This is a genomic window from Burkholderia diffusa (assembly GCF_001718315.1).
Classification (GTDB): domain Bacteria; phylum Pseudomonadota; class Gammaproteobacteria; order Burkholderiales; family Burkholderiaceae; genus Burkholderia; species Burkholderia diffusa_B.
This window is the reverse complement of record NZ_CP013362.1, coordinates 613,342-637,565: the sequence shown is the minus strand read 5'-3', so window position 1 is coordinate 637,565 and position 24,224 is coordinate 613,342. Positions and strand designations below refer to the sequence as shown.

At 66.0% G+C, this 24,224-nt stretch carries 19 protein-coding genes and 1 other RNA gene; 6 read left to right on the top strand and 14 right to left on the bottom strand.

Annotation, left to right across the window (positions count from 1 at the left end):
- Positions 1-6: 6 nt before the first annotated feature.
- Positions 7-435: a 50S ribosomal protein L13 gene (gene rplM, locus WI26_RS02910; RefSeq protein ID WP_009687896.1), complete on the bottom strand. Its 429-nt coding sequence runs from the start codon at positions 433-435 to the stop codon at positions 7-9.
- A 311-nt stretch (positions 436-746) separates the two neighbouring features.
- On the opposite strand from rplM, the gene WI26_RS02905 reads away from it, so the two are divergent.
- Together WI26_RS02905 and WI26_RS02900 are read left to right on the top strand one after the other, a co-directional pair.
- On the top strand, positions 747-1,049 hold the full coding sequence (locus WI26_RS02905; RefSeq protein ID WP_069225129.1) for a DUF1090 family protein: 303 nt from the start codon (positions 747-749) through the stop codon (positions 1,047-1,049).
- A 432-nt stretch (positions 1,050-1,481) separates the two neighbouring features.
- Positions 1,482-1,946 carry an OsmC family protein gene (locus tag WI26_RS02900; RefSeq protein WP_081057545.1) on the top strand — a complete coding sequence of 155 codons (465 nt, stop codon included), beginning with the start codon at positions 1,482-1,484 and terminating at the stop codon, positions 1,944-1,946.
- Positions 1,947-2,015: 69 nt separating this feature from the next.
- Here the strand turns inward: WI26_RS02900 and rnpB are convergent.
- The 3 genes from rnpB to pyrC all read right to left on the bottom strand — a co-directional run bounded on the left by rnpB (position 2,016) and on the right by pyrC (position 4,379).
- An RNA gene (gene rnpB / locus WI26_RS02895) (RNase P RNA component class A) lies at positions 2,016-2,427 on the bottom strand.
- Positions 2,428-2,439: 12 nt separating this feature from the next.
- A complete protein-coding gene (locus WI26_RS02890; protein WP_069225128.1) occupies positions 2,440-3,318 on the bottom strand; it encodes a DUF3025 domain-containing protein in 879 nt (292 codons plus the stop codon).
- Complete coding sequence (gene pyrC, locus WI26_RS02885) at positions 3,315-4,379, bottom strand: dihydroorotase (protein WP_069225127.1); 1,065 nt, start codon at positions 4,377-4,379, stop codon at positions 3,315-3,317. The genes WI26_RS02890 and pyrC overlap by 4 nt, the downstream gene beginning before the upstream one ends.
- 205 nt (positions 4,380-4,584) lie before the next feature.
- Between pyrC and WI26_RS02880 the strand changes: the two genes are divergently transcribed.
- Complete coding sequence (locus tag WI26_RS02880) at positions 4,585-5,502, top strand: class II glutamine amidotransferase (protein WP_059465400.1); 918 nt, start codon at positions 4,585-4,587, stop codon at positions 5,500-5,502.
- A gap of 595 nt (positions 5,503-6,097) precedes the next feature.
- Positions 6,098-11,335 carry an autotransporter outer membrane beta-barrel domain-containing protein gene (locus WI26_RS02875; protein ID WP_069225126.1) on the top strand — a complete coding sequence of 1,746 codons (5,238 nt, stop codon included), beginning with the start codon at positions 6,098-6,100 and terminating at the stop codon, positions 11,333-11,335.
- 125 nt (positions 11,336-11,460) lie between these two features.
- Here the strand turns inward: WI26_RS02875 and WI26_RS02870 are convergent, their stop codons facing one another.
- The 6 genes from WI26_RS02870 to WI26_RS02845 all read right to left on the bottom strand — a co-directional run bounded on the left by WI26_RS02870 (position 11,461) and on the right by WI26_RS02845 (position 17,344).
- Positions 11,461-12,186: an amino acid ABC transporter ATP-binding protein gene (locus tag WI26_RS02870; protein WP_059465398.1), complete on the bottom strand. Its 726-nt coding sequence runs from the start codon at positions 12,184-12,186 to the stop codon at positions 11,461-11,463.
- The gene (gene gltK / locus WI26_RS02865; RefSeq protein ID WP_059465397.1) at positions 12,183-12,860 is read right to left on the bottom strand and encodes a glutamate/aspartate ABC transporter permease GltK; all 678 of its coding nucleotides are present in this window, start codon (positions 12,858-12,860) and stop codon (positions 12,183-12,185) included. The genes WI26_RS02870 and gltK overlap by 4 nt, the downstream gene beginning before the upstream one ends.
- Complete coding sequence (locus WI26_RS02860; RefSeq protein WP_059465396.1) at positions 12,860-13,600, bottom strand: amino acid ABC transporter permease; 741 nt, start codon at positions 13,598-13,600, stop codon at positions 12,860-12,862. Before WI26_RS02860 ends, gltK begins: the two co-directional genes overlap by 1 nt.
- An 84-nt stretch (positions 13,601-13,684) precedes the next feature.
- Entirely contained in the window at positions 13,685-14,578 is an 894-nt protein-coding gene (locus WI26_RS02855) for a glutamate/aspartate ABC transporter substrate-binding protein (RefSeq protein WP_059465500.1), read from the bottom strand.
- A gap of 250 nt (positions 14,579-14,828) precedes the next feature.
- Positions 14,829-16,115: a Glu/Leu/Phe/Val family dehydrogenase gene (locus WI26_RS02850; RefSeq protein ID WP_059465395.1), complete on the bottom strand. Its 1,287-nt coding sequence runs from the start codon at positions 16,113-16,115 to the stop codon at positions 14,829-14,831.
- Between the two features lie 275 nt (positions 16,116-16,390).
- Positions 16,391-17,344 carry a LysR substrate-binding domain-containing protein gene (locus WI26_RS02845; RefSeq protein WP_059538353.1) on the bottom strand — a complete coding sequence of 318 codons (954 nt, stop codon included), beginning with the start codon at positions 17,342-17,344 and terminating at the stop codon, positions 16,391-16,393.
- Positions 17,345-17,586: 242 nt separating this feature from the next.
- Between WI26_RS02845 and purB the strand changes: the two genes are divergently transcribed.
- Positions 17,587-18,975, top strand: coding sequence for an adenylosuccinate lyase (gene purB, locus WI26_RS02835; RefSeq protein WP_059465392.1), 1,389 nt, complete (start codon positions 17,587-17,589; stop codon positions 18,973-18,975).
- Positions 18,976-19,058: 83 nt separating this feature from the next.
- Here the strand turns inward: purB and WI26_RS02830 are convergent, their stop codons facing one another.
- On the bottom strand, positions 19,059-20,480 hold the full coding sequence (locus WI26_RS02830) for an NAD(P)/FAD-dependent oxidoreductase (RefSeq protein WP_059465391.1): 1,422 nt from the start codon (positions 20,478-20,480) through the stop codon (positions 19,059-19,061).
- A gap of 264 nt (positions 20,481-20,744) precedes the next feature.
- On the opposite strand from WI26_RS02830, the gene WI26_RS02825 reads away from it, so the two are divergent.
- A complete protein-coding gene (locus WI26_RS02825) occupies positions 20,745-21,392 on the top strand; it encodes a TetR/AcrR family transcriptional regulator (protein WP_059538357.1) in 648 nt (215 codons plus the stop codon).
- A gap of 101 nt (positions 21,393-21,493) precedes the next feature.
- Here the strand turns inward: WI26_RS02825 and WI26_RS02820 are convergent, their stop codons facing one another.
- The 3 genes from WI26_RS02820 to eda all read right to left on the bottom strand — a co-directional run bounded on the left by WI26_RS02820 (position 21,494) and on the right by eda (position 24,219).
- Positions 21,494-21,997 (bottom strand): gluconokinase, encoded by a 504-nt coding sequence (locus WI26_RS02820; RefSeq protein ID WP_059465389.1) that lies wholly within the window; start codon positions 21,995-21,997, stop codon positions 21,494-21,496.
- Between the two features lie 13 nt (positions 21,998-22,010).
- Entirely contained in the window at positions 22,011-23,372 is a 1,362-nt protein-coding gene (locus tag WI26_RS02815; protein ID WP_069225124.1) for a GntP family permease, read from the bottom strand.
- 220 nt (positions 23,373-23,592) lie between these two features.
- A complete protein-coding gene (gene eda / locus WI26_RS02810; protein WP_059465387.1) occupies positions 23,593-24,219 on the bottom strand; it encodes a bifunctional 4-hydroxy-2-oxoglutarate aldolase/2-dehydro-3-deoxy-phosphogluconate aldolase in 627 nt (208 codons plus the stop codon).
- Positions 24,220-24,224: the final 5 nt, after the last annotated feature.

Here is a 24,224-nt window from a genome sequence, read left to right as displayed (position 1 = left end):
CTCCCCTTAGATCTCGAGCGCCTTCGGCTGTTGAGCCGAGTGCGGATGCGTCGCTTCAGCGTAGACCTTCAGCTTCTTGATCATCGCGTAGCCGAGCGGGCCCTTCGGCAGCATGCCCTTGACCGCCTTCTCGAGCGCACGGCCCGGGAAGCGTTCTTGCATCTTGCCGAACGTCGTTTCATAGATACCGCCCGGGTAGCCCGAGTGACGGTAGTACTTCTTGTCCAGAGTCTTGTTGCCCGTGACCTTCAACTTGCTTGCGTTGATGATGATGATGAAATCACCAGTGTCGACGTGCGGGGTGAACTCAGGCTTGTGCTTGCCGCGCAGACGGCGTGCCACTTCGCTGGCAACACGGCCGAGAACCTTATCCGTCGCGTCAATCACGTACCATTCGCGCGTCACCTCATGGGCTTTTGCGGAAAACGTCTTCATGATCGATCCAAAAAAAATGCTTTGCCCGATGTGTTCTTCCTGCTTGTCTGTGTGCGCTTCGAGGCGCGGTGCAGGCTCTCCCTGTTCTTTTTCCGTGGGCATGAATGCGGAAAAGCCCTGAATTATAAAGGAAATACGGCAGAGCGGTCAAAAAGAATCCATGCCCCGTGCCGGCGGCGCCCGAAATGGGCCAAAATCCGTTCGTGCCCCGATATACCTGGCGAACCGAGCGCCCGGTGAGGCACCCATCGACGCGCGGCACCTGACCTTGCCGCGCCAGACCGGCCGACAACGGAAAACAACAAACAAGCATGATGAAACAACGACTTACGTCCCTTCTCGCGGCCGCATTGCTGGCGGTCGCGGCGCCTGCCGTCGCTGCCCGGGCCGGCTGCGAGGCCAAGCTCGACGCACTCGACGCCCGCATCGCCGATGCCCGTGACGCCCATGCCGAGGATCGCGTCGCCCGCCTGCGCGCGGTACGCGAACGCGTACGCCACTTCTGCGCGCGCGGTCATGGCCACGCATCGGCCGCGCAGGTCCCGGCGCCCGCTGGTTCGACCGACACGCCAACCGGCGCGGCATCGCAACCAGCCGTGCGGCGGCCCGCGTAAGCGGAATCACGCCAGATCGGCGCGCGCAAACTGCGCGCCGATGCTTGCATGGGACGAAAAAAAGCCCGAACGGCTGGTTCGGGCTTAATCCACCTTAGGAGGAGGGTGGAGGAGACATGCGGAGGTTGCCGCAGCGCGGCAACCAATGAGGCTCATTATACGAACGGGCCGCCGGATTCACAAGAAAATTTGCATTACGAAATCGAACACCATAATACGGAATGCAACAGATGCCACCGCCGACACCCATTTTCTCTTTTTAAATCAATCGATTGGATGACGAGAACGCCATCGGAAGCACGTCGCATCTAGAGCAAAACCCCTAAAAACAGCAGGGAAATCGGCATTCGGCGCTCCGCCAGGCGCCGCGTGCGGCGGCGCGACGTTGCGCGTCGTGCAGCGCATCAGCCGACTGTTGCGCTGCGGGCTACAATGCATGATCAAATTCGAATCAGGCAACGCTGGAGTGCAAGCATGGAATGCAAAGTAAGCTGGATGGGTCAGGACGGCATGGCGTTTTCCGCCCAGACCGGAAGCGGGCACCTCGTCGCGATGGACGGCGCGCCGGAAGGCGGCGGCCATAATCTCGCGCCGCGCCCCATGGAAATGGTGCTGGTCGGCACCGGCGGCTGCACCGCATACGACGTCGTGCTGATCCTGAAGAAGAGCCGCCAGGAAGTCACCGGCTGCTCGGTCACGTTGAAGGCGGAACGCGCGAGCGAAGATCCGAAGGTGTTCACGAAGGTCCACTTCCACTTCACCGTCACGGGCCGCAACCTGAACCCGGCCACGGTCGAGCGCGCGATCAACCTGTCGCACGACAAATACTGCTCCGCATCGATCATGATCGCGAAGACGGCCGAACTCACGCATTCGTTCGACATCGTCGCAGTCTGAACGCGCGGCAATCACGCATGAAAAAAGGGCCGGCGCTCCTGATGGAGCGCCGGCCCTTTCACATTCGAGCGGCAAAGCAGGCCGATAAGCCGGATTCTGTGCACGCTGCACGCCGAAGCGCACGGCGCGTGGCAGCCATTCCTCTAGGCGCGCCATTGCTGACGCGCTCAAGCTTCCTACCCGCAGACGAGACGGGGGCCCCGTCCTGCATCCGAAAATGCGCGCCTGCCTACTTGGAATTGCTCCGGGTGGAGGTTACCGTGCCGGCGGACGTCGCCGTCGCCGCGGTGCGCTCTTACCGCACCGTTTCACCCTTACCTGATCCCGGCTCGCGCCGGGCCATCGGCGGTTTGCTTTCTGTTGCCCTGTTCCGCGTGTCGCCACGGATGGCCGTTAGCCATCACCCTGCCCTGTGGAGTCCGGACTTTCCTCGCCCCCGCCTGCCCGAAGGCGGCGAGGCCGCGACTGCCTGGCCTGCTTTGCGGTGCGCATTCTAGCACTGCGCGCCGCCGCCGGCAGCGCGCGAGCGGCGGCCGCTGCGAAATACCGCCGGATCGTCGTAGAACGCGGGCTCGGCATTCGCGGCGCACCAGCCCGGCACGCCGAGCACCGGGAGCGGTGCGAAATCGCGGCTCGTCAGGTCGCGGGTCGCGAGTTCATCGGCGATCCACTCATCGACATGTGCGGCACGCCGTGCATCGGGCCACGAGAAATAGTCGTCACTCACTTCGACGATCCACGTGTGCGCGGTGCAGGACTTGTACGGCGTGACGAGCTTCTCGAGCAGCGCGTGGCCGACAAGCCGCGCCTCGCAGCGCGTGCCCCACGCGTCGCGCGCCGCCACCAGAAGCTGCTGCCAGCTGAAGCCCCGCAACGCATCGGCAAGCGCGCGGTCGGCCGTCACGAACAGCGCGGCGTTCTCGTCGAACAACGTGAGCGCATCGCGCAGCGTGCCGCGCACGGGACCGACGCCGCCCGCGGCATCGATCGCCGCGGCCTGGCGTGCATTCAGCGCGGCCTTGGTGCGCGGATACGCGAACCACACGAGCGCATTGAAGAAGTCGTGAAGATTGTGGCGGGTCGGGACGCCGCCCGTGTCGGCAATATGCGTTTCGTATGCGACGCCCGGCGGCAGCTCCGCCTGCGGCACGAAGCACAGCGGCCGGCCGCGACCGCTCGCCCGCGTACCGCCGCGCAGCGTGCCGTTCAACGCATCGAGCAACGCGGCCTCGCCCGCGAGCGCAGCCGCCTGCAGCGTACGACCGGGCGCCGCGTAAGGCGCGAGCCACGGCGCCGACCAGTCGATCTGCGCAAATACCGCCGCCCCGCCGCCGGCCGTCGGGCCGGCCCCGCGCGGCGGCGTGCCGGTCACGCGAACTTCCAGCCGATGGTTTCGCCGGCGCGCAGCGGCACGACCGGCGTATCGCCCGCGAAGACTTCGAGCGGCAGCTCCCAGGTCTCGCGGCGCAGCGTGATCGTCTCCGTGCTGTGCGGCAGCCCGTAGAAATCGGCGCCGAAGCGGCTCGCGAAATTCTCCAGCTTGTCGAGCGCACCGGCCTGGTCGAACGCTTCCGCATAAAGCTCGAGCGCATGCAGCGCCGTGTAGCAGCCCGCGCAGCCGCACGCGGTTTCCTTCGCGCCGCGCGCGTGCGGCGCGCTGTCGGTGCCCAGGAAGAAGCGCGGGTTGCCCGACGTCGCGGCTTCGACGAGCGCGACGCGGTGCGTTTCGCGCTTCAGCACCGGCAGGCAGTAGTAATGCGGGCGAATCCCGCCGACGAACAGCGCGTTGCGGCTGTACAGCATGTGCTGCGGCGTGATCGTCGCACCGAGCAGGCCCGGCGCTGCATCGGCGTCGCGCACGTAGTCGGCCGCGTCCCTGGTCGTGATGTGCTCGAACACGACTTTCAGGCCGGGAAAATCGCGGCGCAGCGGCGTCATCACCCGGTCGATGAACACCTTCTCGCGATCGAACATGTCGATCGCCGGATCGGTCACCTCGCCGTGCACCAGCAGCGGCATGCCCGTTTCCTGCATGACATCGAGCGTCTTCGCGCACTTCGCGAGATCGCTGACGCCGTGATCCGAGTTCGTCGTCGCGCCGGCCGGATACAGCTTCACGCCGTGCACGAAGCCGCTGTCGCGCGCGCGGCGGATTTCGTCGGGCGCCGTGTTGTCGGTCAGGTACAGCGTCATCAGCGGCTCGAACGCCATGCCCGCCGGCAGCGCGGCCAGGATTCGCTCGCGATAGGCCTGCGCTTGCGCGGTGGTCGTGACGGGCGGCTTCAGGTTCGGCATGACGATCGCGCGGGCGAACTGGCGCGCCGTGTGCGGCAGCACGGCGGCCAGCATGTCGCCGTCGCGCAGGTGCAGGTGCAGGTCGTCGGGACGGGCGAGCGTGAGCGTCGCCGGAGAGGAAGCGTTCGAGGCAGTCATAGGAGGCGTCGTGAGGAACGGGCTGGCCATCTGCGGGGCCGGAACGCGCGTGCGCGGGCCGACTGACGGCAAACCGCAACACGAGGCCTTCGGCCGGCGGAATCCGCTTTTTACCGCTCAAGGCTCGGTGATATGCTAGAAGCCACATTGTACCGGGGTTCACCCGGTTGGTTACCCCCCTGCTTTCGCCCCCGCCCCAAGTAAAATGTGCCAACTTCTTGGAATGAACTGCGCCGCGCCGACGGACGTCACATTCTCCTTCACAGGTTTCGCGGCCCGGGGCGGGCTCACCGATCACCATGCCGACGGCTGGGGGATCGCGTTCTTCGAGGACAAGGCCTGCCGCCTCTTCATCGACCAGCAGGCGTCGGCCACGTCGCCGATCGCCGAAATGGTGAAGCGCTACCCGATCAAGTCCAAGAACACGATCGCGCACATCCGCAAGGCCACGCAGGGTCACATCCTCCTCGAAAACAGCCACCCGTTCATGCGCGAGCTGTGGGGGCGGCACTGGATCTTCGCGCATAACGGCGATCTGCAGGACTACGAACCCGATCTCGACGGCAGCGTCTACCATCCGGTCGGCACGACCGACAGCGAGAAAGCGTTCTGCGTGTTGATGCAGGGCCTGCGCGAAGCGTTCCCCGGTGCGCAGCCGCCGTTGCCGGAACTGTTCGAGCGCGTCGGCGAGCTGACGCGCGGGATCACCGATCACGGCGTGTTCAACTTCCTGATGTCGAACGGCCAGGCGCTCTTCGCGCACTGCTCGACGCGGCTGCACTACCTCGTGCGGCGCTGGCCGTTCTCGACCGCCCATCTGGTCGACGAAGACCTGTCGATCGACTTCGCGAAATACACGACGCCCGAGGATCGGGTCGCGGTGATCGCCACGCAGCCGTTGACCGACAACGAAATCTGGACCTCGTTCGAACCGGGCGAGCTGATCATGTTCCAGTGCGGCGACGTCGCCGCGCGGATGCAGATTCCGGTGCCCGAGCGCGTGCTCGAGAAGCTGCGCAACCCGGCGCTCGACGCGTCGGCGTCCGCGCCGTGCGGCGGCGTGCGGCGCGAGGCGCTGGCGGCCGGCACCGCGGACGACGCCGACGACTCGATCGACTTCTGAGCGCGCCGCGCCGTCGCGCGCGCGCCCTTCCCGCCTTCCGCTCGTGCGCGAGCGTCACGCCCCGGAGATCGCCTGCAGTAAAGTCTCGCCCGACGACGTTTCACGTTTCATTCAGATCGCCATCGGATGCACGCGATCGTCGCCATACGACACCCGCTTTTATTTTATTAATTTTCGAGCAAAATAATTCAACGGCCAAAAACAAGACCAAATCGGCCAAAAACGGATAATCCGGAAACCGTAATTTAAAGCACAAACAAAACACCGACCGTGCGTTAACCCACCGACCGGACAATTCCGCGCGGTCAGCATAGAAACCCGCCAAACCCACCCCCACCAAGGCTTTCAGTTCGATTAACCACACAATCCAGAAATATCACCCAATACCGTTACCATCCCCACATATCTTGATTTTTTAGAAAATCGACTGCCCTGTCGATAAGTAGACTCGCCCCATCTTCGGTGTAACGAATCCTGATTGGCACTCGACGCAGCCACGGCTGCCGCGCGTCCATTCGAAACGCGCATCACCGAGGAACGCGCATTCGCCGCATACGGCGAATAACACTTCAAAAAAAAGAAAGAGGGGCTTGTCGTGAATCACTCATTTCGATCGATATGGAGCGAAGCCGCCGGCTGCTGGGTCGCGGTTGCGGAAACGGCTCGGGCGCACGGCAAGCGTTCGGGCCGGCAATCGGCCGCAAGCCGCCGTGCCGGCCGCACGGCGATCCGCCGCGCGCCGCTGCGCGTCGCCGCGCTCGGTGCCGCGCTGGCCGCGCTGTCGGCCGGCTCCGCGTACGCGTCGACCTGCGGTGACAGTTCGGCGGTCGCAAGCGGCGCCAGTTGCGCGCTCGGCAGCGTCAGCCCGACCGTCAACGACAACCTGGCCGGCGCCACGATCGTGTCGGGCGGCGACACGGTCGGCGTGACGGGTGCATGGACGGGCGCCGCTGGCGACCCCGGCTATACGCTCACGCCGATCGGCAATACCACCATCGTGTCGGGCAACCCGAGCCAGCCGCTGCTGTCGCTCGGCGGCAAGACGCAAAGCGTCAGCACGCCTGACACGATCACGGACACCCATACGTCGATCGCTGCATACAACTCGTCCGCCTTCACCGCGTCGACGGCCGGCTCGATCAATGTGCCTGTCTACCACGACGTGAACGGCAACCAGTACGTGAACCTGCGGATCGGCACGGTCGACAACACCGGCGGCACGCTGAACGTGTCGATCGGCAATCCCGCGAACGCGCCCGACGCGGCCGGCAACGCAATCTCGATCGCACCGAAGCAGACCGACCTCGCCTTCGCGGACGGCACCGGCGCGGCCAAAAGCGTCGTCAACTGGAATTCGCGCAACCAGGTCTGGCTCGGCACCGGCGACTATCTCGCAAGCGGCGGTGCCGTCGGCAATCTCCAGCTCGACGTGCCGGCCTATGCGGGCACCTTCACCGCATTCGACGGCAGCACCTGGACCGTCACCGACGCCACGTCGCTCGCCGCGTACAACGACTTCCTGGTGCGCTCGGTCCAGAGCGGCGCGCTCGGCTCGCAGGCCGCGTACGACACCGCGTTCGGCCAGGCCGTCACGTTCTCGAAGGAAACCTTCCAGTACGCGAACAACGTGTCCGCCGGCGACAAGAACACGCTGCCGATCGATCACCTGTCGGCGATGCACGGGACCGGCGCGAACGCGACGCTGCAGATCGGCAAGGACGGCCAGATCGACTTCCGCGGCACCAACACGATCGCTTCGAGCTCGGCCGTTCTCGCGGAAAACGGCGCGCACTTCGTCAACGACGGCCGCCTGTCGGGCGACTTCACGCTGGTGCGCCTGCTGAGCGGCGCAAGCGGCGTCAACAACGGCACGATCTCGTCCGGCTACGCGTCCGGCGACAATGTCGACACGAGCAGCAGCGCGCCGCCCGACAACTTCGGCTTCCACGCGTACACCGAGGGCAACGGCGTGTACGCAAGCGGCACGGGCACCTCGTTCGTCAACAATGGCGTGATGAACGTCGGCGCGTGGACGCTCGACGGCAACCGCCCCGACCTGCAGAACTACGCGGTGGCCGTGACGAGCGGTGCGAACGCGTCGAACGCCGGCACGATCAACGTCGGCGTCAATGCGACGACGCTCGACAGCCAGGTGATCGGCGGCTTCGCGGCCGACGGCACCTTCACGAACGCGGCCGGCGGCACGATCTATCTCGGCCGTGCGGCCCAATACGGACCTGGGGCCGCTGCGAACGACGTTGCGCTTTCCGCGCATTCGTACGGGATCCTGCTCGGTGCATCCGGCACCGCGAGCAACCTCGGCTCGATCGTGATCGGCGCGCAGACGCAAAACGGCGCCGGGATGGCGAGCATCGGCTCGTCGTCCGGCACGCTGCGCAACGCGGGCACGATCGTCGTGAACGGTGCGGCACCGGGCACGCCGCTCGCCAACGTCGGCATGCTCGCGGCGAACTCGGCCGCGACCGTGACCAACACGGGCACGATCACGCTGAACGGCGTAAACGGCATCGGCCTCATGGTGGTCGGCACCGGCGCGACCGCGACGGCCGCGACGTCGACCGGCACGATCAACGTCGCCGGCGGGCTCGATCCGGCGTCGGACACGCGCAACTACGGCGTGTGGGCCGAAGGGCCGCAGGCAACGGCCACGGTCGACGGTGCGCTCAACCTCACCGGCAACGGCGCGATCGGCGTCCATGCGCGCTCGGGCGCGACGATCGACGTCGGTGCCAACGCCGTGCCCGCGTTCATGTCGGGCACGAACCAGATCGGTATCTACGCATACGGCTCCGGCTCGACGATCAACGTCGCCGCACAGCGGCTGAGCGTCGACACCGACGATTCGACGCTGTTCCGCATCGCGGGCGGCGCGGCCTATACGGGCGCGTCGGCGGCCGGCACGCTGACGACCGACGTGAACGGCCAGCGCGCGCGCGGCGTGCTCGCGACGGGTGCCGGCACGACGTTGTCCACCGGACACGCCACTTACAACGTCAACGGCGCGAACGGCATCGCCATCGCCGTCGAAGGCGGCGCGACGGGCACGATCGACTCGGGTGCAACCATCAACCTGAATGCGGCCGGCGCGATCGCCGGCACCGTCGACGGCCAGGCACACACCCTCACCGGGGCGAACGCCGGTACGCCGGTCGCGACGACGCTGACCAACAACGCGGCCGTCGCATCGTCGACGGCCGGCGTGACGGGCTTCGTCGCGCAAAACCTCGGCACGCTCGAGAACCGCAATACGGTGCTGCTGACCGGCGACGGCTCGACGGGGATCGTGGTCGGCGCGCTCGGCACGGTGAACAACGCATCGTCAATCCGCGTATCGAACGGCACCGGCGCACTCGTGCAGGGCGCATCGGCAACGCTCGCCAACGCAGGCACGATCGAGGCGGACAACGGCAGCGCCGGCGTGCATCTGACGGGTACCGGCGCGTCGGTCGCCCTGTCGGGCGCGGGCACCGTCGTCGCGAACGGCAGCGCCGACGGCGTGCTGATCGACTCGACCGTGTCGGGCGGCGGCATCGCAGCCGGCGCGACGTCGATCGCGGCGGGCGGCGCCGGCAAGGGCATCGACAACCTCGGCTCGAACACGACGATCGTGCTGTCGGGCACGCAGATCGGCACGACCGGCAACGGCGCCGACGGGCTGTCGTCGACGGGTGCCGGCGCGCGCATCGCGACCGATGCGTCGACGATCGTGCACACCGCCGGCGACAACGCGCGCGGCCTGTTCGTGACGGGCGCGAATTCGACGCTGGCGGCCAACGGCACGACCGTCGCGACGACAGGCGCCGGCGCGCAGGCGATCGTCGCCGGCAGCGGCGCGACCGCGCTGCTGTCGGGGGCAAAGGTCTCGACGGCGGGCGCGTCGGCCGACGGCGTCGTCGCGCAAAACGGCGGCCGCATCGGCGACACGAGTTCGTCGATCGCGAGCGCCGCCGGCAACGGCGCGACGGTCGACGGCGGCGGCGTGCTCGCGCTGACCGGCACGACGCTCAAGGGCGCGACGGCCGGCGTGCTGAGCACCGACACGCTCGCGACCGGCGCGACGAGCGCGGTGCTCGTCGACGGCGGCAGCGTCGCGTCCGTCGCCGGACCGGCGTTCGCCGCGCGCGGCGGCACGGTCGACATCGCGGTGCGCAACGGCACCGTCGTGACGGCCGGCAACGGCACGCTGCTGAACCTCGCGAACGGCAGCACCGCGACCTTCAGCGCATCGGCCGTGAATCTCGCCGGCGACATCGTGTCGGACGCGTCGAGCACGGGCAACGTGTTCCTGACGAACGGCACGACCCTCACCGGCAAGATCGACCCGGTCGCGCTGAACGTCGACGGCACGAGCACGTGGCGCATGACCGGCAGCTCCGTGCTGAGCAGCCTGGACAACGCGGGTCTGGTTGCATTCGCCGCGCCGTCCGGCGCGCCGACGGCGGCAGGCAGCTACCGGACGCTGACGACCGGCAATTACGTCGGCAACGGCGGCACGATCGCGCTGAACACCTACCTCGGCGCCGATGCATCGCCGACCGACCGGCTGATCGTGAACGGCGGGGCCGCGACCGGCACGACGGGACTGAAGATCGCGAACACGGCCGGCACCGGCGCGCAGACGACGGGCGACGGGATTCCGGTGGTCGTCACGGCCAACGGCGGCACGACGTCCGCATCGGCGTTCCATCTCGCGGGCCCGGTGCAGGCCGGCGCATACGAATACCGGCTCTACCGCGGCGGACAGAGCGATGCGAACGGCTGGTATCTGCGCTCGCAACTCGACCCGACCGACCCTGGCGATCCGGTCGGCCCGAACATCAGCAACGGCGGCGGCGGCAACCTTGCGTACCGCCCAGGGGTTGCCGGCTATGCGATGACGCCGCTGCTGAACGCGGACTACGGCTTCTCGACGCTCGGCAAGCTGCACGAGCGCGTCGGCGACATCTACAACCTCGAGAAGCAGGCGCCGGGCAGCCGCGACGGCGTGTGGGGCCGCATCGGCGGGCAGAGCCTCGATGCGAACGCGGGCCGCTTTGCGGCCGACGAGCGCACGTTCTTCGCGCAATTCGGCAAGGACTGGACGCTCGATCAGGCACCGGCCGGCGGCAGCACGCATGCGGGCGTGACGGCAAGCATCGGCGTCGCGAACGCGAGCTTCAGCGACATGGCACGCGGCGGCACGCCCGGCTTGTCGACATCGACGGGCTCGATCGAGATGCACGCGCAGAGCGTCGGCGGCTACTGGACGCGTTACCTGTCCGACGGCACCTACTTCGATAGCGTCGGCCAGGTCACGCACTACGGCAACCGCTATCGCGACGGCTACGGCAACGACGCATCGCAGAACGGCTTCGGCATCGCACTGTCGCAGGAGCTCGGCAAGCCGTTCGGGATCGGCGGCACGCCGATCGCGGTCGAGCCGCAAGCGCAGCTGATGTATCAGTACCTGAAGCTGAACGGCTTCAACGACAACGTGTCGGCTGTGTCGGGCACGACGAGCAGTGCGTTGCGCGGACGCGTCGGCGTGCGCATTTTCCGGCCGAACCTCGACGCGAACGCGGGCGGCGGCGCAGCAACGCCGTACTTCACGGCCGACGTGCTGCACGACTTCCTGTCGCCGGGCCAGACCGTCGTCGGCGGCACGCCGTTCGCGACGCACCTGGGCCGCACGTGGTACGAGCTCGGCCTTGGCGTGACCGCGGGCTTCGGCAAGTCGGGCGAGTTGTACGCGAACGTGAAATACGCACGCAACGTCGGCGGCGATTACCGGCGCGGCGTCACCGGCCAGGTCGGCTACCGCTACAGCTGGTAACGCCCGGTGCCGTAATCCGTCCGCCGCCAATGGCAGCCGCCGGGCAACCGGCGAAAAAAAACCGCCCGGCGCTCGGCCGGGCGGTTTCGCATCCCGCGTGCACGAAGCGCGCGACGCGGTATCGCTCAGTGCAGGATCTTCGCGAGGAAGTCCTTCGCGCGATCCGACTTCGGATTCGAGAAGAAATCGTCCTTGCGGTCGTCCTCGACGATGGCGCCCTTGTCCATGAAGATCACGCGATGGGCGACCTTCTTCGCGAAGCCCATTTCGTGCGTGACGACCATCATCGTCATCCCTTCCTGCGCGAGCTCGACCATCACGTCGAGCACCTCGTTGATCATCTCCGGATCGAGCGCGGACGTCGGTTCGTCGAACAGCATCGCGATCGGGTCCATCGACAGCGCGCGCGCGATCGCGACCCGCTGCTGCTGGCCGCCCGACAGCTGGCCCGGAAACTTGTGCGCATGCGCCTTCAGGCCGACGCGATCGAGCAGCTTCATGCCCTTTTCGGTCGCTTCGTCCTTGCCGCGGCCGAGCACCTTGATCTGCGCGAGCGTCAGGTTCTCGGTGATCGACAGGTGCGGGAACAGCTCGAAGTGCTGAAACACCATCCCGACCTTCGAGCGCAGCTTCGACAGGTTCGTCTTCTTGTCGCCGACCGATTGGCCGTTCACGAGGATTTCGCCCTGCTGGAACGGCTCCAGGCCGTTCACGGTCTTGATCAGCGTCGACTTGCCGGAGCCCGACGGGCCGCACACGACGACCACCTCGCCTTTCTTGACCTCGGTCGTGCAATCGGCGAGGACCTGAAACTGGCCGTACCACTTCGAAACGTTCTTGATGGAAATCATCTTGTGACCTTTTTCTGGAGACCTTTGACGAGGGCAGACGCCACCGAGCAAATCACGAAATAGCATGCACCCGCGAACAGGACCATCTCGACGGTCGTGCCGTCGCGATCGCCGATGTTGGCGGCCGTGCGGAAGAAGTCCGCGAGACTGATCACGTACACGAGCGACGTGTCCTGGAACAGGACGATCGCCTGCGTCAGCAGCAGCGGCACCATCGCGCGGAACGCCTGCGGCAGGATCACGAGGCGCATGGCCTGCGCGTAGTTCATGCCGAGCGCGAACGCGGCGTTGACCTGCCCGCGCGGCACCGCCTGGATACCGGCGCGGATGATCTCGGAATAATACGCGGCTTCGAACAGCGAAAACGCGACCATCGCCGATGCAAGCCGGATGTCGATCGTCGGCGACAGCCCGAGCACGCCCTGCAGCACCTGCGGCACGATCAGGAAGAACCACAGCAGCACCATCACGAGCGGGATGGAGCGGAACACCGTCACGTATGCCTTCGCGAACCACGCAAGCGGCTTCACGCCGGACAGCCGCATCAGCGCCAGCAACGTGCCCCAGACGATGCCGACGACGATCGCGATCAGCGTGATCTTGAACGTGACGATCGCGCCCGACCACAGCGTCGGTATCGCGCCGGGAATACTACTCCAGTCGAACTGATGCATCACTTGCCTCCGATGTAGCCGGGCAGCCGCGTGCGGCCTTCGATCCAGCGCATGAACGCCATCACGACGAGGTTGATGAGCACGTACGCGAGCGTCACCGCGATGAACGACTCGTAGGTCTGCGCGGTGTAGTCGACGAGCTGGCGCGCCTGCGCCGACAGGTCGAGCAGGCCGATCGTCGACGCGACCGCCGAGTTCTTGAAGATGTTCAGGAATTCGGACGTGAGCGGCGGCACGATGATCCGGTATGCAACCGGCAGCAGCACGTAGCGGTACGTCTGCCATTGCGTGAAGCCCATCGCGAGGCCGGCCGCGCGCTGGCCCTTCGGCAGCGCGTTGATCCCCGAGCGCACCTGTTCGCACACGCGCGCGCCCGTGAACAGGCCGAGGCAGATGATCGACGCGGTGAAGAACTGCGTGCCCGGCGGCAACTGCTTGATCCAGGTGCCGATCGACGCGGGCAGCAGCTCGGGCACGACGAGGTACCAAATGAAGAACTGCACGATCAGCGGGATGTTCCGGAAGATCGACACGTAGACGGTGCCGATCGCGGACAGCCATTTGTTCGGCACCGTGCGCAGCACGCCGAACAGCGAACCGACGATCAGCGCGATGACCCAGGCGACGAGCGACACCTCGATCGTCACCCAGAAGCCGGACATCAGCCATCCGAAGTAAGTCGTCGGCTCGCCGGTCGAGACGGGGCTCAGGAAGATGCCCCAGTTCCAGTGGTAAGACATGGGCAAGACTCCAGCAAAAAGAAACGGAAGAAGCGTGGCCTCTTCCGTTTCAGTAGCGTCATTTCTGCTTCAACGGCCGCTTGGTCAGTCGAGCGCCTTGTCGTTCGGGTTCGCGTACAGCTTCTTCATCGAATCGGACAGCGGGAAGTTCAGGTTAAGGCCCTTCGGCGGAATCGGGTTCTCGAACCACTTCGCGTAGATCTTCGCGGCTTCGCCCGACTTCTCGACTTGCGAAATCGCATCGTCGACGACCTTCTTGAAGTCTGCATCGCCCTTGCGCATCATGCAGCCGTACGCCTCTTCCGACTGCGGCGTGCCGACGATCACCCACTCGCCCGGCTGCTTCGCCTTCGCGCGCTCGCCCGCGAGCAGCGCGTCGTCCATCATGAACGCGACCGCGCGGCCGGACTCGAGCGTGTTGAACGAGTCGCCGTGGTCCTTCGCGCTGATGATGTTCATGCCCAGCTGCTTGTCGTTGTTCATCTTGCGCAACAGGCGCTCGGACGTCGTGCCGGCGGTGGTCACGACCGTCTTGCCCTTCAGGTCGCCGAAGTCCTTCACGCCCGAATCCTTCTTGGTCATCAGGCGCGTGCCGATCACGAAGATCGTGTCGGAGAATGCGGCCTGCTGCTGACGCTCGGCGTTGTTGGTCGTCGAGCCGCACTCGATGTCGACCGTGCCGTTCTGCACGAGCGGGATGCGGTTCTGCGACGTCACCGGGATGTTCTTGACCTGCAGGTTCGGCAGGTTCAGCTTCTTCTTCACCGCGTCCACGACCTTCATCTGGAATTCGCGCGAATAACCGACAACCTGCTGGTTCTGGTCATAGTAGGAGAACGGAATCGACGATTCGCGGTGGCCCAGCGCGATCACGCCCGTGTCCTTGATCTTCTTCAGCGTGCCGGTCTCCTGTGCATGCGCGCCGCTCGCGAACGCACACAGCGCCGCGACCATCAGGACTGCCTTCTGGTATTTCATTTTGGTCATCTCCTTGGCTAAAACCCGCGCCAGTGTATCAAAGTAATATTTTTGAAAGTACTGGTTGTTTACCGTACTACGAATCGTCCTGTACGAAGCCGTCCTCCCGGCTTCGGGCGCCTCTCGCGGCGCCTGAATGCACACGCGGGCGGTGCCGGATTCGGCACCGCCCGCGAGGGTTCATGCATGCAATCGGGTGGATTGCGTCATGCTTTCGTCATAGTCGGCCGATCGGCTCGGAAATGACCGATCAGGGGTACAGGCCGCGCATTTCGCGCGCCATCAGGATGCGCTTGCACGCGACGATGAACGCCGCCGTACGCACCGACACCTTGTGCTCTTCCGCGACCGCCCACACACCGGCGAACGCTTCGCGCATCACGCGCTCGAGACGGTGGTTGATCTCGTCTTCCGTCCAGAAGAAGCTCGAGAAGTCCTGCACCCACTCGAAGTACGACACGGTCACGCCGCCAGCGTTGGCGATCACGTCGGGGATCACGAGCACGCCGTTCGCGCTCAGGATGTCGTCGGCCGCCGTCGTCGTCGGGCCGTTCGCGCCTTCGACGATGATCTTCGTGCGGATCTTCGATGCGTTCTTCTCGGTGATCTGGTTTTCCAGTGCCGCCGGGATCAGGATGTCGGTTTCGACCGTCCAGAACTCGTCGTTCGGCATCGGTTCGGCGCCTTCGAAGCCCGCGACGCCGCCCGTGCGTGCGACGTGGTCGAGCAGCTTGTTCGAATCGAGGCCGGCCGGCTGGTAGATCGTGCCCGTGTGATCCTGCACCGCGATCACCTTCGAGCCCGCTTCCTGGAACAGCTTCGCCGCGATGCCGCCGACGTTGCCGAAGCCCTGCACGGCGATGCGCGCGCCTTCGATTTCCAGGCCCTTCTTCTTCGCCGCTTCGCAGCCGACGACGAACACGCCGCGACCCGTCGCTTCCTTGCGGCCGAGCGAACCGCCGAGCGAGATCGGCTTGCCGGTCACGACGCCGGTCGACGTCTGGCCCTGGTTCATCGAGAACGTGTCCATCATCCACGCCATCACCTGTTCGTTGGTGTTGACGTCCGGTGCCGGAATGTCGGTGTTCGGTCCGATGATGATGCCGATTTCGCTGGTGTAGCGACGCGTCACGCGCTCGAGCTCACCGCGCGACAGCTTGCGCGGGTCGACGCGGATGCCGCCCTTCGCACCGCCGTACGGCACGTTCACGGCCGCGTTCTTCACCGACATCCATGCCGACAGCGCCATCACTTCCGACAGCGTCACGTCCTGGTGGTAGCGCACGCCGCCCTTGCCCGGACCGCGCGACACGTTGTGCTGCACGCGATAGCCTTCGAAGTGCGCGACGGTGCCGTTGTCGAGCTCGATGGGCACGTCGACGATCAGGATGCGCTTCGGACGCTTCAGCGTTTCCAGCCAGCGCGACAGCGAACCGAGGTACGGTGCGACGCGATCGACCTGCTGAAGGTAGTTGCCCCACGGGCCGAGATCGTCGGCGTGAAGGTAGGACGGGATGGACTGCAGTTGCGAAGACATGGACGCTCCAACGTTCAACGGATTGCGCACATTGTCGAAAAACCCGTTTTTTTTATCCAATGCCGTTTGCTTATTCGATTATGCGTTTCTTGCATGATCGTGATTTTTCGCAAATCCGCGGTCGATTTGCGCAAGAACGCCCGTGATCGGTCGTGCATCGCGTCAGCGAAAAATCGTCGGGGAAATACGCGGAACGCCCGCCGGACAGCCGTCCGACAGGTGTGGCAAGCGCGTTGTCAGCTGCTCGCGCGACCGGCCGGGTTAACCGCCCGCGGTTAACCGGCGGTTTCGCGCAGTTCGTCGCGCACGACTTCCCACAGCGTGCGCACGAGCTTCTGATGCGGATCGTCGCCGTGCAGCGCGAGCTTGTCGCAGTAAAGGCGGATCTCCATCGTCAGCGTGAACGGGTGCGTGCCGCCGCGCGCCGACCGGTCAAGCCGGATCAGACGGCCGCTCGCCACCGCGTCCTCGACCGCGCTGTGCGGCAGGAACGCGACGCCGTGGCCTGCGAGCGCCATCGCCTTCAGCCCTTCGGCCATGTCGGTTTCGTACACGCGATCGAGGAACAGCGACGTCGGTGCGTTCGCAATGATGACTTCGGTCATCCGGCCGAGATACGCGTTCGGCGTATACGACAGATACGGCACGCGCGCATCGGCCGTGCCCGGCAGCGTGTAGCGCGGCCGGCCCGCGCGGCCCGGCGCCGAAAATGCGCTGATCGGCTCGCTGCCGAGCACCAGCATGTCGTAGCGGGCCGGATCGAGCGCGACGGGGTGACTCGGGTGGTGATAGCCCATCACGAGATCGCAGCCGCCCTCGACGAGTGAAAGCACGGCGTCGTGCACGTTCAGCGCGCGCAGCCGCGTGTGGACCTGCCCCATCTTCGCCTCGATCCGCTGCAGCCAGCGCGGAAAATACGTGAGCGACAATGTGTGCGGCACCGCGAATTCGATCGTCGGCACCGGCGCGCCGACGTGGCCGCGCAGCAGCGTGCGCGCCTCGTGCGCCTGCGACAGCATCGTCAGTGCCTGCTCGTAGAAGATCTGGCCGGCCTGCGTGAGCCGCGTCGGATAGACCGAGCGATCGATCAGTTCGGTCGCGAGCCATGCCTCGAGCGCCTGGATGCGCCGCGAGAACGCGGGCTGCGACACGTGCCGCAATTCGGCGGACCGGCTGAAGCTGCGCGTTTCAGCGAGCGAGACGAAGTCTTCGAGCCATTTCAGTTCCATGCGGGCGGGCGCGGGGGCGGCGGTCGGGAGGAAGCCTGCATTCTACCGGCGGGCGCACCTGTCCGGCGGCACGGCGGCCAGCCCAGCCGGCGGACTGCTTGCGCGGCGCCCGGGCGCCGCATGCGTGCCGATCGCCGACGGCGACGGCCGGACCGGTTCGGCCGGAATCGTCCCGCGCCAATGGTAAAATACCGGATTCTCCTCCCCCTCGTTCGCACCGGCCCCAAAGGCCACGCCCGACCATGTCCGACACTCGTCCCGATACGCTTTTCGCCCTCACCGCGCTCTCGCCCATCGACGGCCGCTACGCCAGCAAGACCGAAGCGCTGCGCGACTGGCTCTCCGAAGCCGCCTTCATGCGCCACCGCGTCACCGTCGAGGTGCATTGGCTGATCGCGCTGTCGCGCGCCGGCTTCGCGGAAATCCCGCGCTTCTCCGAAGCTTCCGAACAATTCCTGCTGCAGCTCGCCGAGCGCTTCACCGCGCACGACGCCGCGCGCATCAAGGAAATCGAGCGCGTGACGAACCACGACGTGAAGGCCGTCGAATACTGGCTGAAGGAATCGGTCAAGGGCCAGGCCGAACTCGAGAAGGCCAGCGAATTCATCCACTTCGCGTGCACGTCCGAAGACATCAACAACACGTCGCACGGGATGATGCTCGCCGGCGCGCGCGAGCACGTGATCGTGCCGGCGCTGCGCACTGTCCACCAGCGCCTCGTCGCGCTCGCGCATGCGCTCGCCGAGCAGCCGATGCTGTCGCGCACGCACGGCCAACCGGCCAGCCCGACGACGCTCGGCAAGGAACTCGCGAACGTCGCCGCCCGCCTCGCGCGCGCGATCACGCGCATCGAGAAGGTCGAGATCCTCGGCAAGATGAACGGCGCGGTCGGCAACTTCAACGCGCATCTGTCCGCGTATCCGGAATTCGACTGGGAAGCGTTCTCGCGCGACGTGATCGAGAACCGCCTGAAGCTGACCTTCAACCCGTACACGATCCAGATCGAGCCGCACGACTACATGGCCGAGCTGTTCGATGCGGTTGCGCGCGCGAACACGATCCTGCTCGACCTCGACCGCGACGTGTGGGGCTACATCTCGGTCGGCTACTTCAAGCAGAAGACGAAGGCCGGTGAAATCGGCTCGTCGACGATGCCGCACAAGGTCAACCCGATCGACTTCGAGAACTCCGAAGGCAACCTGGGCCTCGCGAACGCGACGCTGCGCCACCTCGCCGACAAGCTGCCGGTGTCGCGCTGGCAACGCGACCTGACCGACTCGACGGTGCTGCGCAACATGGGCGTCGCGCTCGGCTACTCGCTGCTCGCGTACGACTCGCTGATCCGCGGCCTCGACAAGCTCGAAGTGAACCCGCAGCGCCTGAACGAAGACCTGGACAACTGCTGGGAAGTGCTCGCGGAGCCGGTGCAGACGGTGATGCGCCGCTACGGCATCGAGAACCCGTACGAGCAGCTGAAGGAACTGACGCGCGGCAAGGGCATCACGCGCGAAGCGCTGCAGGAATTCGTCGGCACGCTGGCGATCCCGCAGGACGCAAAGGACCGCCTGCTCGCGATGACGCCCGCGTCGTACATCGGCAAGGCCGTCGAACTCGCGAAGCGGATCGCGTAAGCGCCGCCGCGCCAACGCAAAACGCCCGATGCATCGCGCATCGGGCGTTTTTGTTTGTCGGGCCGACGATCCGCGCCGCCCGATCAGAACGAGATCATCTTCCCAGGGTTGAGCGCCGTCATCACGCTCATCGCCGCCTTCGCGGCCGGAATCGCGATCGGCGACAACTGCCGGCCGAGCGGAATCTCGCGGTGGTCGATGCCGGTCAGCATCGAGAAATCGTCGTTGCGTCCGACGAAATCGTCGCAGATCGCCTTGCCGATCCGCACCGTCTGCGCGACGCCATGCCCGCTCCAGCCCTGCACCATGTACATCGGCACGCGGCCGTCGGTCTTGCGGCTGTCGGTCGCGCCGTTCAGCGTGAAATCGCTGACGCCGCTCCAGCAGTAGTCGAGCGCGAACTGGCCGTCGACCTGCGGGAACACCGTGTTCAGCCGCGTCAGCAGATACGCGTTGACGTCGGGCTGCGCCCAGCACGTGCCGGTGCCCTGCCCGCCGAACAGCAGGCGGTTGCCGCGCACCGGCCGGTAGTAGTCGATCTGGAACTGCGTGTCGTACACCGGCATGCCGGCCGGCATCAGGGTCGCGACGTCGACGTCGAGCGGCGCCGTCACGCTCACGTACGTGAAAAACGGTACGGTGGTCGCCGCGCCGTCGTCCAGCAACCGGAACGTCGTGTTGTGCAGCGCGAGTACGACGCCGCGGCGCGCGGTAATCGTGCCGCCCGGCGTCGTCGCGACGACGCCCGCGGGCGTTTCGTCGAGTTCCAGCACCTCGGTGCCCTCGTGGAGCACGCCGCCGTTCAGCCGGAAGCCGTGCACGAGGCCGCGCACCAGCGCGAGCGGATGAAGCTGGCCGCCGATCGCGTCGATCGCCGCGCCGTGATACAACCCCGAGCGCACGTATTCGTCGTGCAGCTGATGGCGGCCGACGAGCGTCACGCCGGCGTCGCCGAGATGGCGGCGTGCGTCCGCGCCGTCGAGCAGCGCGCTCATGTGGCCCGGGTGGACCGCCGCCGTGACGTGGCCGCGCTTGCGATCGAGGTCGAGCGCGTAACGCGCGCCGATCGCATCGATCAGGTCCATCGATTCCACCGACGCGAAGCGCCACAGCCGCTTCGCGTCCTCGTGCGACAGATGGTCGATCATGTCGGCCGCCTCCCAGCGCGCGAGGCCCGGCGTGAGCTGGCCGCCGTTGCGGCCCGACGCCGCGGAACCGACGTGATGCTTGTCGACGAGGATCGTGTCGACGCCGGCTTCCGCGAGATGCAGCGCGGCCGATGCGCCGAGCAGACCCGCGCCGATCACGAGCACGTCGCACACCGCGTCGTGCGCGAGCGGCGCGCTGTTTTCATGGCGCGACAACGACGCCTCGTACCAGTTGGCCGGACGCTCGCCGTCGTAGCGGGACGGCTCGCACCAGTTCCAGTTGTCCTTTTCGATGTTCAGTTGCGTCTGGTCGAAACGCGATTCTCCCTGGATCAGGGGTTTGTGATTGGAAGTCATGATTGCACTTGCATGGTCTTGGGCCGCCTGTCGAAGGGCCGTGAGGCTTCGCGGGTGGGGCAGCCGGTTCCACTTGGGTGTCAACGAGATAAAGGGCGCGATGGCCCGTGTTGACGGCAGGCACGCTCGTGTCTGCCTGGATCCCGGACCGTGCGAAAGCACGCATTGAAGGTGCCGGGACACCCAAATTTCTACACCGCAGAAATAATTCTACAGCGTAGAATATGCTTTCGTCAAGATTACAACCGCAGCCATCCCGCTTCCATGAAAGACAAACCCGCCCAAGGCCCGCGCGGCCTCGACAAGGATGCAATCGTCGCGGCCGCGCTCGCGCTGCTCGAAGAGGTCGGCGAAGCCGCGTTCAGCGTGCGCAAGCTCGCGCAATCGGTCGGCTGCGACCCGATGAGCGTGCTGTATCACTTCAAGTCGAAGGAGGGCCTGAGCCGTGCGATTGCGAACGCGCTGTCGCGCTCGCTCGTGCCGGTCGACCCTTCGCTGCCGTGGCGGGAGCGACTGTGCGATCTCGCACGCCAGTACCGCGCGCTCGCGCTGCGCCATCCCGCCGCGTTCGCGCTGCTGCAGCGTCACATGAGCACCGGGCCGGCCGATCTCGCGCACATCGAGACCGTCCATCGTGCGCTGGCCGATGCCGGCATTGCGCGCACCGCACTGCCGTCGGTCTGCGTCGGCTGGTATGCGAGCGTGATCGGGCTCGCGGCCGCCGAGGCCGGCGGTCTCACGCGGCCCGCTAACGAGGTCGAGCTCGCGGAAATGAACGCGCTGTCCGACACCGCGCACCCGCTCGTCAAATCGGCCGCCCCGCTCTATGCGCAACTCGACCCGGCAGCCGTGCACGACACGATGCTGGACGTGCTGCACGACGGCATCGCGCAGCATGCCCGCTCAAGCTGAGCGGCGGCTCACGCGCACGCCACCGCCAACGAAAAAGGCGCCCCGAGGGGCGCCTTTTTCACTGCTGCGTGATAATTGCCGCGGATTGCCGCGAACCGCGCTCAATGCTGCTGCGCGAGGCCGATCTTCGCCATCACTTCATCGACGATCTGTTCGGGCGTCAGCTCGATGCTGACCACGATCGCTTCGTCCGGGCCCGGTTCCTCGAGCGTGTCGAGCTGGCTCTTCAGCAGCGACGGATCGAAGAAATGGCCGGTGCGGGTCTTCAGGCGCTCCTGCAACACCTCGAACGAGCCCTTCAGATACACGAACCGCACGTCGGTGTCGGTACCGCGCAGCACGTCGCGGTACGACCGCTTCAGCGACGAGCAGGTGAACACGGCGGTCTCGCCGGCACGCTGCTTCTCCTCGATGGCCGCGCGAATCGTGCGCAGCCACGGCCAGCGGTCGTCGTCGGTCAGCGGAATGCCGTTGTGCATCTTTTCCTTGTTTGCGGCGCTGTGAAACGCGTCGCCGTCGGTATAGCTGCACGACAGGCGTTCCGCCAGCATTTCGCCGATTCGCGATTTGCCCGCGCCCGACACGCCCATTGCGATCAGAATCATTGACTACCCCTTGTTACAAAACCAGGCTCAGCACCAGCGTAAAGCTCAGACCGAGCACCGAGATGATGGTTTCAAGCAGCGACCAGGTCTTGAACGTCTGGCCGACCGTCATCCCGAAATATTCCTTGATCAGCCAGAAGCCGCCGTCGTTCACGTGCGAGAAGATCAGCGAGCCCGAGCCCGTCGCGAGCACGAGCAGCTCCGGACGAACCGCCGCGCCCGACGCCGCCGCGATCGGCGCGACGATGCCGCAGGCCGTCGTCATCGCGACCGTCGCCGAGCCTGTCGCCAGGCGCATCAGCGCCGCGACGAACCAGCCGAGCAGCAGCGGCGACAGGTGCGCGTGCTTCGCGGTCTCGACGATCTGCTGCGAGATCCCGCTATCGCGCAGGACGCCGCCGAAGCCGCCGCCCGCACCGACGATCAGCGTGATGCCGGCGATCGGCGCCAGACACTCGCCGCAAAACTTCTGGATCTGGTCGCGGTTGAAGCCCTGCAGCTTGCCGAACGTGAAGAAGCTCACCAGCACGGCGATCAGCAGCGCGACGTCGGAGTTGCCGGCAAAGCGCAGCAGGTTGTTCGGCAGCGACTTCGGTGCGAATACCAGGTCGGCCCAGCTGCCGACGAGCATCAGCACGACGGGCAGCAGGATCGTGAACAGCGTGATGCCGAAACCCGGCAGTTCGCGCGTGCGGCCGTCCGTGTGCGTATCGACGAACTGCGATGCGAGCGGGTTGTTTTCCGGCAGCTTCACGAACTTCGAGATCATCAGCGCGAACAGCGGACCGGCGATGATCGCGGTCGGCACGCCGACGATCAGGCCGAACGCGATCGTCTTGCCGATATCGGCGCCGTATTGCTGAACGGCCAGCAGCGCGGCCGGGTGCGGCGGGATCAGCCCGTGCACGACGGACAGGCCGGCCACCATCGGCAGGCCGACGACGAGCAGCGACTTGCCGGTGCGTTTCGCGACGTTGAACGCGATCGGGATCAGCAGCACGAAGCCGACTTCGAAGAACACCGGCAAGCCGACGATGATCGCGACGAACATCATCGCCCAGTGGATGTTCTTTTCACCGAACCAGTCGATCAGCGTGGTCGCGATCCGTTCGGCGCCGCCCGATTCGGCCATCATCTTGCCGAGCATGGTGCCGAGGCCGACGACGATCGCGATGTGGCCGAGCGTGCCGCCCGTGCCCGTTTCGAACGACTTGACGATCTTGTCCATCGGCATGCCGACGACGAGACCCAGCCCCAGCGAAACGATGATCAGCACCAGGAACGGGTAGATCTTGAAGCGCGCGATCATCAGGATCAGCGCGGCAATCGCGATCAGCGTGAATACGAGCAGCATGCTGCCTTGGACAGCCCCCATGTGGCACTCCTCCTTGGATTGTTCGAAACCGGGCGAGTGGTTGCGAGTATGCCCGGCTATGCAGGTCTCCGAAACACGGGGGTACCCACCCCGTGAGGACGCTGAATTTTACTTATCTTTAAGGTCCGCGGATAGAACCGGTTCCATCAGCAAAAACCCTCGGTAAAACAAGCACTAAGCGCTTGCTTGCCGAGGGTCAAACCTTCATTCCGTACAAGTATTAGCGGTGAAGCTGGCTCGCGGCTTGCGCGAGGCGCGTGACTTCGGCCCAGTCCTGCGCGGCGAGCGCGGCCTTCGGCGTGAGCCACGAACCGCCGACGCACACGACGTTCGGCAGCTTCAGGAAATTCGGCGCGGTGTCGACCGTGATGCCGCCCGTCGGGCAGAACTTCAGCGCCGGGAACGGGCCGTGGAACGCCTGCAGCATCGGCACGCCGCCGGCCTGCTGCGCGGGGAAGAACTTGACGATCTCGTAGCCGAATTCGAGCGCCTGGATAATGTCGCTCGGCGTCATCACGCCCGGCAGCAGCGGCAGGCCGGCGTCGAGCGACGCGAGGTGCAGGTCCTTCGTCAGACCCGGCGACACGCCAAACTTCGCACCCGCGCGCTTCGCCTGCTCGCAGTGCTCCGGCTTCGTGATCGTGCCGACGCCGACGACGATGTCGTCCGCGAGCTGGCTCGCGCGCTGGATTGCCTCCAGCCCCGCCGGCGTACGCAGCGTGATCTCGAGCACCTTGACGCCGCCCGCGTGCAACGCGCGCGACACGTGTTCGCCCTGCTCGACCGAGTCGAATGCGAGCACCGGAATCACCGGGCCCAGCTTCACGATTTCAGCAATCGTCTTCATCAAAT